Origin of the sequence: Deinococcus humi, from assembly GCF_014201875.1 — a bacterium.
Classification (GTDB): Bacteria; Deinococcota; Deinococci; order Deinococcales; family Deinococcaceae; genus Deinococcus; species Deinococcus humi.
Window position 1 is genome coordinate 59,721 of the sequence record NZ_JACHFL010000008.1, and the last position, 15,831, is coordinate 75,551.

The 15,831-nt window shown below is 63.6% G+C and carries 23 protein-coding genes; 2 read left to right on the forward strand and 21 right to left on the reverse strand.

The genetic code is table 11. The features are described from left to right. The 16 genes from HNQ08_RS15075 to HNQ08_RS27945 all read right to left on the reverse strand — a co-directional run bounded on the left by HNQ08_RS15075 (position 1) and on the right by HNQ08_RS27945 (position 11,153). On the reverse strand, positions 1 to 1,158 hold the full coding sequence (locus tag HNQ08_RS15075; protein WP_184133774.1) for a major capsid protein: 1,158 nt from the start codon (positions 1,156 to 1,158) through the stop codon (positions 1 to 3). Further along, a complete protein-coding gene (locus HNQ08_RS15080; RefSeq protein WP_184133776.1) occupies positions 1,155 to 1,574 on the reverse strand; it encodes a hypothetical protein in 420 nt (139 codons plus the stop codon). The genes HNQ08_RS15075 and HNQ08_RS15080 overlap by 4 nt, the downstream gene beginning before the upstream one ends. Then, the gene (locus tag HNQ08_RS15085) at positions 1,571 to 2,401 is read right to left on the reverse strand and encodes a hypothetical protein (RefSeq protein ID WP_184133778.1); all 831 of its coding nucleotides are present in this window, start codon (positions 2,399 to 2,401) and stop codon (positions 1,571 to 1,573) included. The genes HNQ08_RS15080 and HNQ08_RS15085 overlap by 4 nt, the downstream gene beginning before the upstream one ends. Positions 2,402 to 2,479: 78 nt before the next feature. Next, entirely contained in the window at positions 2,480 to 2,686 is a 207-nt protein-coding gene (locus HNQ08_RS27155) for a hypothetical protein (RefSeq protein ID WP_189366227.1), read from the reverse strand. 9 nt (positions 2,687 to 2,695) lie between these two features. Continuing rightward, on the reverse strand, positions 2,696 to 2,908 hold the full coding sequence (locus HNQ08_RS15095; RefSeq protein WP_184133782.1) for a hypothetical protein: 213 nt from the start codon (positions 2,906 to 2,908) through the stop codon (positions 2,696 to 2,698). A gap of 17 nt (positions 2,909 to 2,925) precedes the next feature. Beyond that, complete coding sequence (locus tag HNQ08_RS15100; RefSeq protein WP_184133784.1) at positions 2,926 to 3,672, reverse strand: minor capsid protein; 747 nt, start codon at positions 3,670 to 3,672, stop codon at positions 2,926 to 2,928. A 77-nt stretch (positions 3,673 to 3,749) separates the two neighbouring features. Then, positions 3,750 to 4,004, reverse strand: a complete 255-nt coding sequence (locus HNQ08_RS15105; RefSeq protein WP_184133786.1) for a hypothetical protein — start codon at positions 4,002 to 4,004, stop codon at positions 3,750 to 3,752. Positions 4,005 to 4,014: 10 nt separating this feature from the next. Beyond that, positions 4,015 to 5,766, reverse strand: coding sequence for a hypothetical protein (locus HNQ08_RS15110; protein WP_184133788.1), 1,752 nt, complete (start codon positions 5,764 to 5,766; stop codon positions 4,015 to 4,017). Positions 5,767 to 5,957: 191 nt separating this feature from the next. Beyond that, positions 5,958 to 6,260, reverse strand: coding sequence for a hypothetical protein (locus HNQ08_RS15115; protein WP_184133791.1), 303 nt, complete (start codon positions 6,258 to 6,260; stop codon positions 5,958 to 5,960). Positions 6,261 to 6,278: 18 nt separating this feature from the next. Continuing rightward, complete coding sequence (locus tag HNQ08_RS15120) at positions 6,279 to 7,940, reverse strand: terminase large subunit (protein ID WP_184133793.1); 1,662 nt, start codon at positions 7,938 to 7,940, stop codon at positions 6,279 to 6,281. Further along, a complete protein-coding gene (locus HNQ08_RS15125; RefSeq protein ID WP_184133794.1) occupies positions 7,928 to 8,419 on the reverse strand; it encodes a terminase small subunit in 492 nt (163 codons plus the stop codon). Before HNQ08_RS15125 ends, HNQ08_RS15120 begins: the two co-directional genes overlap by 13 nt. A 202-nt stretch (positions 8,420 to 8,621) precedes the next feature. After that, a complete protein-coding gene (gene mgrA / locus HNQ08_RS15130) occupies positions 8,622 to 9,620 on the reverse strand; it encodes an L-glyceraldehyde 3-phosphate reductase (protein ID WP_184133796.1) in 999 nt (332 codons plus the stop codon). Positions 9,621 to 9,819: 199 nt separating this feature from the next. Next, positions 9,820 to 10,071: a hypothetical protein gene (locus tag HNQ08_RS15135; protein WP_184133798.1), complete on the reverse strand. Its 252-nt coding sequence runs from the start codon at positions 10,069 to 10,071 to the stop codon at positions 9,820 to 9,822. After that, on the reverse strand, positions 10,064 to 10,429 hold the full coding sequence (locus tag HNQ08_RS15140; RefSeq protein ID WP_184133800.1) for a DUF1064 domain-containing protein: 366 nt from the start codon (positions 10,427 to 10,429) through the stop codon (positions 10,064 to 10,066). Before HNQ08_RS15140 ends, HNQ08_RS15135 begins: the two co-directional genes overlap by 8 nt. Beyond that, positions 10,426 to 11,028: a hypothetical protein gene (locus HNQ08_RS15145; protein ID WP_184133802.1), complete on the reverse strand. Its 603-nt coding sequence runs from the start codon at positions 11,026 to 11,028 to the stop codon at positions 10,426 to 10,428. The genes HNQ08_RS15140 and HNQ08_RS15145 overlap by 4 nt, the downstream gene beginning before the upstream one ends. Then, entirely contained in the window at positions 11,025 to 11,153 is a 129-nt protein-coding gene (locus HNQ08_RS27945; protein ID WP_268240017.1) for a hypothetical protein, read from the reverse strand. Before HNQ08_RS27945 ends, HNQ08_RS15145 begins: the two co-directional genes overlap by 4 nt. 33 nt (positions 11,154 to 11,186) lie before the next feature. Here HNQ08_RS27945 and HNQ08_RS15150 point away from each other — a divergent pair, with 33 nt between their 5' ends. Together HNQ08_RS15150 and HNQ08_RS15155 are read left to right on the forward strand one after the other, a co-directional pair. Then, entirely contained in the window at positions 11,187 to 11,423 is a 237-nt protein-coding gene (locus HNQ08_RS15150; RefSeq protein WP_184133804.1) for a DUF7669 domain-containing protein, read from the forward strand. A gap of 95 nt (positions 11,424 to 11,518) precedes the next feature. Continuing rightward, a complete protein-coding gene (locus HNQ08_RS15155) occupies positions 11,519 to 11,734 on the forward strand; it encodes a helix-hairpin-helix domain-containing protein (RefSeq protein WP_184133807.1) in 216 nt (71 codons plus the stop codon). A gap of 100 nt (positions 11,735 to 11,834) precedes the next feature. On the opposite strand, the gene HNQ08_RS15160 is transcribed toward HNQ08_RS15155, so the two are convergent. From HNQ08_RS15160 to HNQ08_RS15180, 5 genes are read right to left on the reverse strand one after another with little or no spacing between them, the layout of a single operon-like run. Further along, positions 11,835 to 12,590: a hypothetical protein gene (locus tag HNQ08_RS15160; protein ID WP_184133810.1), complete on the reverse strand. Its 756-nt coding sequence runs from the start codon at positions 12,588 to 12,590 to the stop codon at positions 11,835 to 11,837. Then, positions 12,587 to 13,888 (reverse strand): replicative DNA helicase, encoded by a 1,302-nt coding sequence (locus HNQ08_RS15165; protein ID WP_184133812.1) that lies wholly within the window; start codon positions 13,886 to 13,888, stop codon positions 12,587 to 12,589. The genes HNQ08_RS15160 and HNQ08_RS15165 overlap by 4 nt, the downstream gene beginning before the upstream one ends. Beyond that, complete coding sequence (locus HNQ08_RS15170; RefSeq protein WP_184133815.1) at positions 13,885 to 14,961, reverse strand: hypothetical protein; 1,077 nt, start codon at positions 14,959 to 14,961, stop codon at positions 13,885 to 13,887. Before HNQ08_RS15170 ends, HNQ08_RS15165 begins: the two co-directional genes overlap by 4 nt. Next, positions 14,958 to 15,290, reverse strand: a complete 333-nt coding sequence (locus HNQ08_RS15175) for a hypothetical protein (RefSeq protein WP_184133817.1) — start codon at positions 15,288 to 15,290, stop codon at positions 14,958 to 14,960. Before HNQ08_RS15175 ends, HNQ08_RS15170 begins: the two co-directional genes overlap by 4 nt. Further along, positions 15,271 to 15,813 (reverse strand): hypothetical protein, encoded by a 543-nt coding sequence (locus HNQ08_RS15180; protein WP_184133820.1) that lies wholly within the window; start codon positions 15,811 to 15,813, stop codon positions 15,271 to 15,273. The genes HNQ08_RS15175 and HNQ08_RS15180 overlap by 20 nt, the downstream gene beginning before the upstream one ends. Positions 15,814 to 15,831: the final 18 nt, after the last annotated feature.

Consider the following 15,831-nt stretch of genomic DNA (forward strand, 5'->3'; position numbering starts at 1 on the left):
TTACGCCTCGCTCTCGATGATGAACAGCCGCTCGCCGTTGCGGATCACGGGCAGCCCGTTTTCCACGCCTTCCCCCACCAGCAGGTAGGGGTTGTTCTCCGGGCTGTAAATGCGGCCCCAGCGGCCCAGCGCTTCGCCGCGCCAGGTGCCTTCCACCGTCGGAGCGACGTGGTAGTACCCCAGAGCCTGCTGTGGCAGCGGCGTGCCATTGAGCGACACCAGTTCGTTAGAGGTATTGCGCCCGATCACCGCCACCACGTTGTCCGGCACCATCTGAACACCAATGGTTTCCCCAGGCGTGGTGGGGTCAATGATCTGGCCCTCGCGCCCGTAACCGATCAGGGTGGCGCTCGTCCGCTGGTCGCTCGTGGTCTCCGCCGTGTACCCCACGCCGCCGTCTGCCGTGGCCACCATGCGGGCCAGCTTGCGGATTTGCACGGTGCGGATGTTGCGCTCCGGGCTGTAGACGTCCGACACCACTTCAATCCGGTGAACGGGATTGTCCAGAATCACCTGCAAGGTGTCCTGGCTCATGACGACGCCCACGCTCCCCTTGACCTTCTTCTCGCCAGCCGTCAGCTGTTTCCAGAACTGCGAATCAGGCCCGCTGAACTTGGCGGTGCCGGTCAGGCTGACGCGGTTCGCAGCGGGCACCTTGTAATCGACCTTCAGCTGACGTCCGTTGAACGTCCAGTCGATCTTGCCGCGCGTCAGGGCCTGCATGGTCAGGTACTCGGCAGAGTCGTCCAGGGACTGCACCACGCCCTTCGTGAACAGGTTCAGGCCTGCCTCACCCATGAAGTCCTGCACGCTGCGGCCCTGAGCCTGCCCGGCCTGAGCCAGCAAGAGCAGCTTCTGGAGATTGCGGGCGGGTTCTTCACCCAGCTCGATGGCCTGCGCCAGCTTGGCCGTCTTGTGACCGTAGTCGCGCAGCTGGATGGCGCTGCCCTGGGGATAGGCGCTATCCATGCCCACGTGTCCGGCCATGACGCTGCGGATCTCTATCTGGCCGCCAGCGATGTCGTAGTCGGGACGCTGGACGCGAGGCAGGAAGCGGCCACCCAGGTATTCAGCGGCAGCGGGCGGGGTATTGGCAATCTGAATCAGCGCGCGGCCTGCGGACAGGCTGGCGATCACTTGCGCCCAGGTTAGATTCATCGCTTGTCCTCGTAGGTCATGAAGCGGAAGTAGCTTCCGAGCTGCGTCTTCAGAGCGGCGCTCAGGACGCGGGGATTGCCGCTGGCATCAGGGAGCAGGGTTTCGTAGACCACGCCGCCGCTGTACGCGCCGTATCCGGTCACGGCGTCTGCCCGGCTGTCTTCCTCGGCGTCCGTCTTGAGAATCAGGGCCAGCTTGCCCGCGGTGCCGCTGGCTGGGCCGCACAGGTAGGCAGGTGCGTCAACGTCGGCGACGGGTTCAATGACGGTGCCTGCGGGAATGATGCGCTTGCCTGCAGTACCGTATTTGGCGTCCACGAACTTCGAGAAGTCGAGCTGGACGCCCGTCCCGAAGGTTTCCATGCTGTCTCGCGCGGCCACAAAAGCGGCTAGGGCGAAGGTGCGGAGTTTCGTCATGCGGTGTTGCCTCCAGTTGAGGGAGTGGGATTGGCGGCGGCTTGACGTTCAGCGAGAATTCGGGCGGCGTAGCTGCTCACGCCGTCCCCTGCATTGCCGCCTGCGCCCGCCTGCGGAGTGACCACCGTGCCTTGCACCTTGGGCGTCGTGGTGGTTTGGGCGGGGAACAGTGCTGGGACGTAAGCCACCTCATGCTGGGCAGCCCAGGCCCGGGCCTCGCCCACGTCCTTGCCGTCCTTGTCGAACAGGTGCACAGCCCGCTTGTCCTCTTCACCAGCCTTGGGCGCTTCGCCCTGCACTTTGGCGGTGAGGTTGTGGCGGGTCAGTACGTCGCGCAGCACGCCGGGATTGGCTTTGACAATGCCTGCCGTGCTTTCGATCTCGCGTTCCTGCTTCAGCGTCCCCAGTTCCTTGGAGGCGACTTCGCCGCTTTCCAGGGCGGTCTTGAGGTCCGCTGGTTTCTTCCCGAGGGCGCGGTAGGCTTCCCACTCTTTGGCCTCGTCGGGGGTGAGGGCTTTGCCCCCATCGGGGGTTTCACGTTGCCGCAGCTTGAAATTGGTGGCCTCCAAGTCGATGACCTTTTGCATCAGGTCTTTCATGTCGGCATCGGCCAATTGCGTGCGGCGCATGGCCCGCCATTCGGCGTCGGTGAAGCGGCGCTCGCCGTCTTCTTTGGAGCCGGTGGCTGGCTTGTCCTGGGGGGGCGCTTCGCCTCCATTCCAGAGGGTGCGCGGGCCTGCGAACAACCCGGTGCGGGTCTCGTACAGGTGCGCGAAGGGGTTGGCGGCTCCTTGAGCCTTTGTGCTGGATTGCGGGCTTCCCGTCATTGGTCAAGCATGAATTCCGTGCTGACACCCCAAACAAAAGAAACCCCGCTCTGCGCGGGGCGTAACTCCTACGCTGGATCAGTCGTTTTCAACCACAACATCTCGAATCAGGGTGATGTCGATGCTATCAACCCCCAAGCCATCACTTATGACAACTGGCAAGATGTTCGGGCCGGGTTGCTCTTGGAATTGCCTGAACAGCCCTTCAACCTGTTGGCACTCTTCTTGCGATCCAGTGCGCTCAACAACACTGCCATTGCGTAGAAATACCTTCAATGTCGCCATCTCTGCACTTTACCGCTTGATCTTGATGATCACGCCTTCCTGGAACCTCGGTACGCTGCCCACGAACGGCTCCTTGTGCAGGCCGAGCTCGATCAGGTAGAAGGGCTCCTCAATCCAGCGCCGCGGCGTGGCCTCTTTCGGCGCAGGTACCTTCTTGGGTGGCGTCTGAAGTTCGAGCAGCTTGGCGGCCTTGGCTTTGCGCTGCTGGCGACGGGTGGACATGGTGCAGCCAGCATGGGTCAGGGGCTGACAGGCGGCGGCGCAGCGATGCACCGGCACCTCACCGCCTGCCCAGGTAGCTCGGGCGCACCCCGGAAGCTGTAGACCTGCCCGTCCCGCTCCTGATGCGCTTTACGCACGTCGCCGTCCCGCCGGCTCACCCACAGGAAGGACGTGAAGCCGAGGTCCCGCATGCGCTTCTGGCTCGCCAGCTGGGCCACCGTGAGGGTCTGGTCCACCGCGATCAGCACCGCCCGTGAACGGTGCACCCCCAACCGCGCTTGTAACAGGTCCGCCACCTGCTCCGGATCCAGGCCACGTCGCGCCGCTTCCCGCATGGTGGCGGCCACGTCACCCATGAAGCGGTCTCCTTCTTTGGTCCAATACTTCCGCATGACCTGGCGCTGCCGGGTGACGGCCGCCCGCTGCAGCTCGCCCGAATCGTTGAACTTCAGCGCCGGGTTGGACAGTGCGGCCAAATCATCCGTGTTCAGCACCCGGTCACGCACGGCAGCGCGCAGCACTGGCCCCAGGTCAGCCGGGGGAATGCGGAGGGCACGAGTCGCCGTATCCACCAGCGCCACAGCCTCACGGATCGCTTTTGGCCTCTGACTCTTTGGAAGGTTCAGCGCAGCCTTCAGCGCTTTCTCGGCGTCCACCAGGGCCACTTGCCGGAAATGGGTCAGCACCAAGCCCCTTGCGGCAGTCAGATGGGCATCCTGCTGACGCTCAGCCAGGGCCAGCAGGCGCCTGTGTGCTGGGGTCATGGCCATGCTTCAAAACTAGGCGGCAAGATGACACGGCAAAGCCGCCCCGAAAGGCGGCCTGACCTTTTCCCCTGCCCCTACTCCACTCCAAACGGTTGAAACTCGTAACCCTGTTGCAAAAACATGGCTGGCGGCCCTACAGGCAGCAGCACCGCCACCCTAGGGGCGAGATGATCTCTGACCCGCACGCGAATGTCGTCGGGAACCGTTGCCGCCGCAAGCAGCGCATGGGACTCCTGATCAGGATGGACAAATAGCCACCAGCCCGTCAGGGAAGGGAGAACCTCGTCAATGCCCCTTCGGAGCCAATCGGTGTCGATCACGGCGCTCATCGCCGCGAGTTTAGGGTTGCGCAGGATCTTCCGCCATGAGGTCAGTGGGGGGTATGGGGGCAGCCAGGTCCATGTCCCGCTGGGCTGCCACATCTGCCTCGGAGATGCCGAGCGCAGGCAGGGCCAGCATGAGCGCTTTCAGCACCACCCACTCTGGCGCACCCGCGTTGCTGATCATCTCCACCAGATCAAGCGTGATGCCTTCAGATGCCAGCGCTGCTGATTCTGCGGCCTCATCGTCAATGCCCACGCGGGCGTACAGGCTCTCGCGGCTGATGACGCCTGCCTTCCGCAGCTTCAAGGCCACATCAATCTCGGCGGGCGTCGGCTGGACTGCACTCAGCCGGGCCTGCGCGGTCACACGGAACTCTTCGGCCTCTTCCCTGCGCCCGGTGAAGTGCAGAGCCATCTGAAGCACCGTGTTCAGCAGCCAGCGCACCAGTTGTTCCAGCGCCATGCGGGTAGGTTCCAGGCTGCTGATGAAGTCGTTGACCGCCTGCTGCCGGCTGACCCCGGACGCGGAAGCATCCCCAGTGATCAGGACGTGCAGCTGGTTCGCCTCGTCCAAGATCATTTCCCTGGCCTTCTCGAACGCCTCAGAAAATACGGTAAACGCCGTCGGGTCCTTGTAGACGATGCTGGGCGTGGCGAACTGACCCGAAGGTTCAAGCGCGCCCGTCTCCGAATTCTTGGCGTACAAGCTGTGACCGGTCAGGAAGTTGGTCACGCCTGCGCCCACGTTGTACTTGCCCGGCACAAAGACCTTGCTGCCGTCCTGCATCGTCTGATAGCCGCCCGGCATCTGCCCGTTCAGGATGGTGCGCTCCAGGAAGCCACCCAGGTCCACGTTCCGGCTGCCCATGGTCAGGGTCTTGTTCGCCATCTTCAGCAGGCGACGCACGCTGTCCGTGATCAGCGGATCGAGCCGGATCTCGTAGATCAGCAGGTCCGGCACTGGGTAATCGACGGGCGGTTCAAGGTCCGTCCCACCATCTCCAATGAAGGGATGCACGCGGGTAGAGGTCTGGCCGTTCGCCTTCACGCGCTCCTGCAGCTCCCAGCGCGTCTTGCCCTGTTCCTCCTGGCGGGTGAAGTACGCGCCAGTCACATGGCCGTCCAGGTCACGGGTCACGCCAGCCTGATCCCAGGCAGGAGCATGGATGCTGATGCGCCGGGCCGCTTCACTCAGGGAGAGGCCAGCCGGAATCATGCGCTGCTCAATGCCCTGATCGTCTGTGATGGCGAGAGTGCTGTCCGCGTGAATGTACAAGCGCACTGTGCCGTGGCCAAGGGCCAGCGCGGTATCCAGCGCCTTCTGGACGGCGAGCCACGCGCCGGAATCGTCCCACCAGTCGGTCAGGGCGCCAGAGTATTGCTCAATCCGGATCTGTTCCTCGCCTGTGGGTTTCTGGCCCTTCTTCAGCGGCCTGCGCGGCAACACCGTCCACAACGGCTCACGGCCTGCCACGCCCGAACGGTGACGGCGCACGATGTCCCGCGCGAGGTTGCGAGAAACGAAGGTGCGCTCGATCTCGGCAGTAACGGTGGTCCGGTCTACCGAGTTGCCTGGCTGAGCTGCTGGAAACGGGCCGCCCCACCCCTGACCATCGGCCCAGAGATCGCCAGTCAGCAGGGATTGAGTCAGCTTCAGTGTCGCGTCCCCGCCTCGTTTCTGCTGCTGTTCTTTGGCCTTCCGGAGCAGCAGTGTCTCTGCGGGCAGGGCAGCCCCGACGGGCAGGACAATTCGGGACACGGCACTCATGGTCTACAGCGTGTCAGAGCGGGTGACACGCCCCTCGGACTACTCAGGGAGACACCACCCACGGATGCCGACGTCTACGGTATGCCCATTGAGGCACATAAGTGGCATTTTCGTAATCCTGGCTGTACGCCAGGGTGGATCCGTGCCGTGACCTCTTGGCGGCGGCCAGTCCTCCTCTTGGAACTCTTGAGTTAGGGTGCGCGACGACGCAGGTGAGGAGCAAGCCAACTCCAAAGTCCTACAGCGAGGAGGAGCACAACAACAACCAGCTCTATGTAGTCTAGGAGATCATCAGCAACCCAGTACAAAAACGGTTTCCAAGCGGGAACAAGCTCGGGAAGTACCAGGAACACCGCGAGGAAAGCAAAGATCATTGCGGCTGCACGTCCAACCTCTTGCCAAGAATCACGTTTGAGAACCTTTTTATAGACCAAGAGATAGGCGGTGAGAACGGCTACGCCGATCAATACATTTTGCACGGACGGCCCTAGCATGGTTCTAGGGTAAGCCATTTAGTACGTGCTGCCGGCCTCTCCGAAACCCATAGAAACGGTCCCAGGATCGTAAACCTCAGCAGGCGCAGGCGCTGCAGGCGCGAACGCGTACATGATGACCTCGGCCAGATCCGGCGAGGCTGACCCGTTTCCCTTCTTGTTCACCCTGATCTTGTCCGCCACGCCCGCCTTCTCGTAGGTGGCCTGAGACAGTTGGGCGCGCACCGCGCTCTCAAGGGGATGCCCACGCAACTCCGCGAGGCTGATGCACTCTTCGTCCGGGTGGTACTTGACCAGCGTCTCGCGTTCAAACGTCGTCTTGAAGCGCAGCCGCAGACGCCACCACAGCTCGGCGGCCAGGTTGGCAAAGCGTTCTTCAGCCCTGGCCTGTGCATCTGGGTAGACCGTGCTGCTGGGCTTGTGGCTGTTGGCAATGCCACGCACCGTGAAGGGCAATCCCTCCACCTTGGCCAGGGTGGCGGTCAGGGACGCGCCCACGCCCAGCTTGTCGTAGTTCAGTTCGGTGATGCCATCCGCCTGACCAGTTTCGATCAGGTCAGAGGCCCGGTGCAGGCCCTTGAACTGGCGCAGACTGGGCAGCACCACCGGCCCCTGCCGAGCGGCATATGCGCTCTTGTCCGCGCCGTCGTCGGCCACGTCCACCCCTGCCGCACCATCCGTCCCCCTGGGCAGCACCAGACGGAAGGCCGCCTCCACCCACTTGGCCGGGATGACCACACCAGCCACACTGGCGGTGTAATCGATGTCCACCTCCTGCGCCAGGATCAGCGCATCCAGGTTGGCCTTCTGCTTTTCGTACCAGGGAAAGGCGAGCTGCCCTCCTACATCCAGCGTGAAGTTCTTGTCCGGGTTGTCCTGCCAGCGCATCGTGAACACGCTGAAGCGGCCTGAGAAGCGCTCGGTGTAAAACACGTTGCCCACGCCGTTCGGGGTGCTGCCCTTGATCACGACGTTCGTGTTCTGACTGATGGCGGCGTTGACGCTCTCGGGGTTGTCCACGAAGGCCCACTCGTCGAGCAGGTACATGGTGGTCCGGCCACCGCGCCCGATGTTGTCTCCAGCCTCGCCAGTCAGGCTGGCGCCATTGACCGGGTTGAGGATCCGCATGTGGTTGTCATGCAGTTTGGGGCTGAAGCCTGCGGGCATCATCCAGCCGGGCAGGTGGCTGATCATGTCCCGGAACTTCCAGAACAGCGATTTAGGATCGCCCTTCCGATCCACATACTCTTCCTTGCGGCTGCCCACGCCCGCGGCAAATCCCGGAGTGAACAACCAGCGGTGCAGGAAGTAGGCCAGGACCACGTAAGACATGCCCTCGTCCCGGCTCTTTTCCACCAGGCCGTGCGTCTGGGTGGACTCGCGCTCTTGGAGCCATAAGACCAGGCGTTCTTGCGTGGGCCGCAGCACGAAGGGCACCACAGGGGGCAGGTTGCGGCTGATGTTGCGGGGGTCATACGTCCACACCCAGTCGTTGATGAAGCTGAGCGGATCGGCGGCCAGCACCAGCAGCACCGCCCGCTGTCGTTCATGGTTGCCCTGCAGTTCCATGGCAAAGCGGGCGCGGCGCAGGATCTCGGCGTGATAGTCGCCCAGCTTGCGGGCCGCCTGTTCCTTGAGGGCCGCTTCGATCAGGGCAGGCTGAAGGTCTAGCGCGTCCATGTCTTGTACAGCGCCATCAGTTCCTCGATGGATTTGCCTTCCAGGCTGAGCGCCGTCTCCTGCTGGATCGGGCCGCCCGCCTGGCCAGTCAGTTCATGACGCTCCACGAAATCTGCCTGCGCCTTGCCCAGCAGCTCGGAAGCTTTCAGGCGATCGGCGAAGCGTGGTGGCTCATCCCCCTGAGGCTCGCCGCGCATCACAGAGGTCCAGAATTGCTGTCGCTCTGCCCTACTGGCAATGCGTGACTGTTCGGCGGGTTGCGTCAGTGTCGCAACGTACCGCATCACTTCAGCATTTTTCAGCATCCGGTCTGATTGACTGCGCGCACTGTTCGGGGAATACCCCGCTGCAATCGCACTTTGCAGGGCGTTGCCAGATGCAGCGTAATGCTCAGCCCAGCGCCGTTGCCGTTCGTTCAGTGCCTTCTCGGGTGCCTGTGCTAGCCCCTTGGGCCGCGCTTCTCGCGCCTTGCGCGTCATGGGGCCAGAATGCCGCCCAGGATGACACGCAAAGAACAGCCGCCTGGCGAGGGGCGACAGATGGGCGAGGAGGTTGTTAAAAACGGCGTAGGTTGACGCCTATCTCAAGTGGCTGATGAACCGTAAGGACCATTCAGTACGTTGCCAGAACACTCCGCTTGGAGACGCTCCGTCTCTGTCCGATCGTTTGCCTTTGTTACCCTCAGGCCAGCAACTGCTCAATCCGACCTAGCTCTTCCTCACTGAAGTTCAGGTCTCTGAGCGCGCCCACAGCGTCGTCAATCTGCTCAGGACGGCTCGCGCCGACGAGAGCGGACGTGACTTCGGGGCGGCGCAGCACCCAGGCGAGCGCCATCTGTGCAAGGGTCTGCCCACGCTCTCCGGCAAGGTCGTTGAGCCCCCGAGTCCGGGCCAGCACCTCGTCGGTCACGTGTTCGGGGCGCAGGAACCGTCCAGAGGTCACGGCACGTGAGTCAGCGGGGATGCCTCGCAGGTACTTGTCCGTCAGCAGGCCCTGTTGCAGCGGGCTAAACACGATGGACCCGATGCCTTCCTCTCGCAGCACGTCCAGCAATTCGGGCTCCACCCAGCGGTTGAGCATCGAGTAGCTTGGCTGGTGAATCAGGCAGGGCGTCCCCAGCTCGCGGAGCAGGCGGGCAGCCTCACGGGTCCCTTCCGGCTTGTAATTGCTGATGCCCACGTACAGTGCCCGCCCACTGCGAACGATATGGTCGAGGGCCGCCATCGTCTCCTCCATGGGCGTTTCGGGGTCAGGCCGGTGGTGGTAGAAGATGTCCACATAGTCCAGGCCCATCCGTTTCAGACTCTGATCCAGGCTTGAGACCAGGTATTTGCGCGATCCCCAGTTGCCGTACGGCCCTTCCCACATGTCGTATCCAGCCTTGCTCGAGATGATCAGCTCGTCGCGGTAGGGGCGAAAGTCTGCTGCCAGCACGCGCCCAAAGGTTTCCTCGGCACTCCCAGGCGGGGGCCCGTAGTTGTTGGCGAGGTCGAAGTGCGTGACGCCGAGGTCGAAGGCGCGGCGCAACATCGCGCGGGCGTTTTCCACACGGTCCACGCCACCGAAGTTGTGCCAGAGACCCAGCGAGATGGCCGGGAGCTTCAACCCACTGCGGCCTGTGCGGCGGTAGAGCATGGCGTCGTAACGGTCAGAACGGGCCTGGTAGGGATCGTGCAACATGGGTGCTCCTGGGGATTAAGCGGGACGGAAGTGAGGGCAAACTGTCCAACCGGCGCTCAGCATAAACGCCTCCTCGCTCCCTGAAGTCAGGGAAAGGACCACAGGAAAAAACGGACCTCTAACTGCATCACCCTCTGGCAGATGGGTCTTGCCTCAACTACAGTCAGAGAGCGGATCAGCCATACCGGCAGCTGATCGCTCATGCTTCATCCCAAGCCAGCTCAGGCACCGGTATGGTCTCGCGCTCGCGCTGTTCGGACAGCAACCCAGACTGATTACGCCGCCGAGGCTGGCCGCCCTCATCAAGCAACTCTTCCAGCGCAGCGATGCGTTCGGCTTGGGCCTGCAGTGTGTCCTGTGCCTCACGCAAGGTGGCCTTCTCTTCCTTGCTGGCCTCGCGGGCTTCCCGAAAGCGGTACAGGATTTCCAGCCTAGCGGTGAGGTCAGGCATCCTGGCCACCAGTCGTGGCGATCTCAGCCACCCAGGTCTTGCGCTTGAACGTCAGGGACCGCACCACCGCCCACGGGTACAGCACCTGGAGCTGGCGCATCTTGGCCCGGTACACGGCGGTTTCCATGCCTTTGGGGTCATCGAACGTGCAGGAGCCATCGGCCCAGAACACCAGGAAGTCGCAGACGTACCGCACGCTGCCGGGCAGGTGGAAGGGCACCTGCCGAAGGAAGCCCACCACCTCACCTGCCTTCATCAGCCCGGTCAGGTGATCGAAATAAGCGGCTTCCAGCTTCGAGTCGAACTTCTGGCCTCCGCGTTGACTGCGGACGGCGCTGAACTTGTGCCGGGCAGTCATCTCGCCCCTCTACAGACGGGGGTGGTCTCGCGTTCCCTCAGCTCCGCCAGCAACCCGGAATGGTTCATCCTCGGATTGATCCCTACCGCCAGCGCGCAGCCCGCCTTCAACCGGCGGCGGCAGGTCTCCAGTGGAACCCCAGACAACCTGGACAGCCATGCCGGGAAATCGCCCGCAACCGCGTGCCGGGTGAAGTCCAGCCAGAGCCCATGCGCCGCAACAGCCGATCTGTCTAGACCAATTCGGCCCACACCGCCAATGTTTGCCCACTCTCGCGCCTTGTTTTCCAGCGCCAGCACATCGTTTCTCAACTTTCTGTTCCCAAAAACCTCAGTTTGGGGGCAATTTTGGCCTGTTTCGGGAAGCAGTTCGCCCCGTTTGCGCCGGACCCGCTTGATCGGATGGCGGGCCTTGACCTTCTCCCTGGCCTTCCTGCCGTTCTCTCTCCAGAACTTCGACGCCTGCCCCAGCATGAAGTTCTGCCACTGGAACTCCGACCGGGCTCCAGCGTCAATGGCCTCTTGAGGAGAAGTGAAGGCCGTCCCGCGCAGAAAGTCACGGGCAGCCTTGTTCGCGTAGTGGCGTTTCGGGATGGTCACTGCTTGCTCCCAGCCATGACCTCAGCAGTTTGCGGATCGAACTCATTCCGCAGCTCGCCCCTTGAGGCCCTGCGGGCTTCACGCCAGCGCATGGAGGTCTTGAAGCGGACTGGAAGATCAGTCATTCGGGACCCCAGTCGGCAAGGCAGAATGGAGGCATGACTTGCCGTGATGAAATTCTTACCGTCGCCCGCAAGTTGAGCCGAGAGCGCACCGACGGGATCTTTACGGCCCAGGAGATCGTCACCGCCATGCGCGAACGCGGCACCCGCCACCTGGACACCACCATCCGACGCCATGTGGCCACCGAGATGTGCATCAACGCCGTCGGCCCCAAGGCTGGGAAGTACCACGATCTGGAACGCGTGGGGCGAGGCCAATTTCGGCTGCTCTGACGTCATTCCTCAGACCCCTTCTTCCCTTCTCCCGTCCAATTCTCGCCCTGCGGCACAATGCACAGCATCACCTCGCGCCTACAGGAGGACGAACGATGAACACCCCCCCCGCAAGCGATCTTCCGCAGAATCTGGGCAGACCGGCCCAGCGTGCGCTGGATCAGAAGGGCTATACCCGTCTTGAACAATTCACAGCGGTTACGGAAGCGGAGATCTTGAGCTTGCACGGCATGGGGCCCAAAGCGATCAGACTCTTGCGTGAGGCACTGGAAGCCAAAGGGCTGGCCTTTGCCGCCCCTGGCCGCAAGTAGTCCCCGCTCCAGCTCGGACTCGTGATCATTTGTGCTGACGGGCGTGTCATTTCGTGTCCTGGCCTGAATCTCCGGGCCGTCTACCGGGGTAGACAAAAACTCACTGCTCGTCACGGTTCGCCTCCCCTTCCCACAGCTGGCGGGCATGCCGAATCGCGTCCCAGATGTTCTTTCTGCCCGGCCCCAACCGCGCTTCACCCGTTGCCCGGTCAATTGCGGTGAACTGCCAGCCAGCGGCGTCACCGCTCAACATGACGTCAGCCACACTGCGCATGTCTTCCGCCCACACCCACGGCTTCACGTCATCGGTGCCTTGGAAGTCGCGTCGGTCCTGTGCGCCGCGCTGCACCGCTTTGGTGATGGCTTCCACGCGGCGCTCGGGGGGAATCTTGCTGAGGGGAACGGACTCCTGGGTGTCCGGGTGCTCAACCTGCATCCCAGCGGCCATGTTCCGCACCGTGTCAGCCACGCCCTGCACGTCTGCGCTGCTGGGCAATTGCTTGCCAGTCACGGCGCGGGTCACGTCCAGGACCAGGCGGTAGTCCTCCGGGGGCACGCCGCCCAACGCGCGCGCCACCCGCTCAACGGGCACCTCCAGACCCTGCGCCTCAAACTCACCCGCAGCGGCGGCGTAGTCGATCAGCTGGTAGGCCCGTGGGCGCGAGAAACGGAACCGCGCCAGGGCGTATTCCTCGAAGGTGGCAAACTCGCCCCGGTACAGGCGGGCGTCCCGGATCTCGGTCAGGGCCCGGCCTGCCAGCAGGGCAGCGGACGCACCGACGAGCACCTGTTCTTCCAGCTCGGCCAGGCGAGCGCGTTCCTCGGGCGTCAGGCGCTGCAACAGGGCCGCCGTCATCCCACCACGTCCCGCGCCAGGTTGCCGAACCGCACGAACTCACTGCTGTAGCTCAGCAAGACGCTGCCCACCGGGCCGTTGCGCTGCTTGCCCAGGATGATCTCCGCCACGCCCTGCTGATCGGTGTGCGGGTTGTAGTACTCGTCCCGGTAAATGAACATCACCGTGTCCGCGTCCTGCTCAATGGCCCCGGACTCCCGCAGGTCACTCAGCATGGGGCGCTTGCTGGGCCGCGCCTCCACACCCCGGCTGAGCTGCGACAGCACCACCACGGGAATCTGCAACTCCATCGCCAGCTTCTTCAGGCTGCGGCTGATCTGGCTGACTTCCTGCTGCCGGTTCTCGCCCCCGTTCTTGCCGGACTCGATCAACTGCAGATAGTCGATCAGCAGCAGGTCCAGCTGCCCGGCGGCGTGCAGCACACGGGCATCACGGGCAATACTCGCGCCGGTCTGATCGGTGGCGTCCATGAACTGAATCGGTAGGGAGCGCAGACGGTGGCCAGCTGCACCCAGGCGGTTGCGCTCCATCGGGCTCAGGGTGCGATGACGAATGCGGTTCAGGTCCACACCGGCATCCGTCGCCAGGGCGCGCAGACTCAGGGCCTTCGGGGACATCTCCAGGCTGGCCACGGCCACGCCATGTCCCGCGCGGGCCGCATTCAGGGCGAAACCGTACCCCAGGGCCGTTTTCCCCATAGCTGGGCGGGCCGCCAGCACGTACAACGCTCCCGGCTCAAAGCCCAGGATTTCCTGATCAAGATCCGGGAAGCCGGTATGGATGGCGTCGGGTACCGGGTTATCCAGATCCGCCAGCGCCGCGTCAATGGCCTGCGCGTGACTCACGAACTGGTGCCGGGCGCGCTGGTCCAGCGGCGTGACCACCTGCGAGGCCAGAGTCGCCAGCTCTTCACCCGTCAGGTCACCCTCGGCGGCGTGGTGGATCAGCGTGTAGGCGGCCCGGATGGTCAGGCGGCGGGCGTGCAGACCGCGCACCACAGCGGCGTACTCGGTGGCGTAGTGTCCGCTGGTTTCGGTGGCCATGACGCCGCTCAGGAAGGCCAGGTCAAACGATGGGTGGGCGTGCTGCTGGCCCTGCTGGGCAATCAGGCCAAGGTCATCCACCGGCAGGCCGGCGGCATGCAGGGCGGTCATGGCCTCGAACACGCCACGGCAGCCGAGGCTGTAGAACGTTTCGCTGGGCAGCTCGGCAATCACCGGCCACTGATCGGCGTCGATCATCACGGCGGCCAGCAGCTGCGCCTCGACGTGGGGGTCAGACGGCGGCGGGCGGGTCACAAGATCTCCAGCGTCCGCAGGCGGCCCAGGGGCACATCGGGGGAGTCGGGATGATCGGTGGCAATGCCCCGGCTCAGGACGGACAGCACCGTGGCCTCGCTGCCATCGGGGTAACGGACGCGCTGGCCGGGCTTGAAGTTGGTCTTGCGTTCCACCTCGACAGCGGGCAAGGGGGCGGGTCCGGCGGGGCGGGTCATCCGGTGCTTCAAGGCGGCCCAGGGCATGTTGTACGTCCCGGCCTCAATCAGCGCTGTGACGTGGGTTTTCAGTTCCTCGGCCTGTCCGCCTGTGACCCACTCGGCCCATTGCAGGGCGTGAAGTTCCTGGCTCACGCGCTTGATGCCCGTCAGGCGCACCCAGCCGCGCCAGGTGTCCTGCAATCCGGCCCCAGCCAGCACGGCCATGGCCTCGCGCGGCGTCCGGCCGGGCGGAACCTTTTCAGAGTCAGTCACGTTATCGGTCTCTCCGTTGCCAGTCACAGTTTTTGAAGCTGTGAAGGGGTTGAGGGTGGGGTCGGCCTCGCCAGAGGCCACGCCGTCAGGCGTCTGCCCTTCCGTCTCGCCTGCGGCGTCGAGTTGTGGTTGCGGTTGCCCGTCCGCCTCGCGCGTCTCTTGAAGACCAGGAACAACATCTTCTTTCCTTCCAATTCCTTCTAATTCCTTCGGGGCTTGAGATTCTTCGTCCTGCACGGTGATCTTGCTCTTAACTGACGTACGGTCATTCGCACATGCGTTCGCAACTCCGTTCGCACGGACGTTCGCTTTGCCGGGCTGGGTGTAGATCACGCCACCCTGAACGCGGCTGCAAAAGCCCTGCTCGATCAGTGCGGCGATGGCCTTCTCGGTGGCGCGTTCCTTGAGCTGGCAGGCGGCCATCAGGTCAGGAATGGTCATGGCCCTCTGCCGGTAGTTGCTGCGCTCGGAGAGGGCGGTCAGCACGCGGGTGACGGCGCTGCCGTTGACCTTCTGGAAGGCCACCACGGCGCTGTCGGTGGTGGTGTAGGTGCCGGCCTCGCGCTTCGCCCTAGTCTTCTTGGCGGGTGCGGGGAAAGGGATGTTGGTGATGGCACTCATGGCGTGCCGCCCTGGCTGACCCGGTAGCCCAGGGTGCAGCAGATGGTCCACAGCTCATCGATCTTGGCCGGGTTGTGGATGGCGGCGGTCTGGAGTGCGGCGGCGAACTTCGACAGCTCGTCGTCGGTCATGGTCTTAACGCCCTCCCCCCGGTATTCGGGGGCGGCGAGGTTTTCAGGCTGGTAGATGGCGCGGAAGGCGGCGGGGTCTGTGGGGTAGATGGTCTCAACAGCGGGCGTCAGGTAGGCGTTCTTGTACTTCGGCAGGCGGGCGAGATCAGGATGAAGAGGGGCCGAAGCCCCTCCAGTTTCAATCGGCGGCTGGTGCATCCTGCCCCCCGTTGTCAGGGCCATCGGTGTCCATGAAACGGAACTCCGCGTCCTGAGCCTCGCTGCTGGGCAGGGCCTGAACCTCTTTCGGCGCGTTTAGGACGCCCATGGCCACGGTCTGCGGCTGGTCATCCTCGGGTTGTTCTTCGTCCTGGTCAAACAGGCCAGCACCCTTGTCAGCCTCATGAACCTGGACGATCAGCGCCAATTCATACCGGGAGGCATCGAACAGGCTGTTCAGGTTGTCGCCCGCGTTCGCCCACTTCTGGAGCGTGGCCACCGGCACGAAGTCCTTCATCTTGCTGCCCTTGCTGGTGAAGACCAGCTTGCGGAAATCGCCGTCGCTGCGCTGCGCCACCCGCACCGTGAAGGTCACTTCCTTGCTGTCCTGGGCATTGTGAGCGGCGCGCAGGAATTCCAGGGCATCGGCGGGCACCTGCACGTCCAGCAGGCTGATCAGGTCATCGTGGGTGTCGTATTTGGTTTCGGTGCGGTAGGCCCGGACGGTGTATTCGTTTTGCATGGTGGGTTCCTCGAGTTG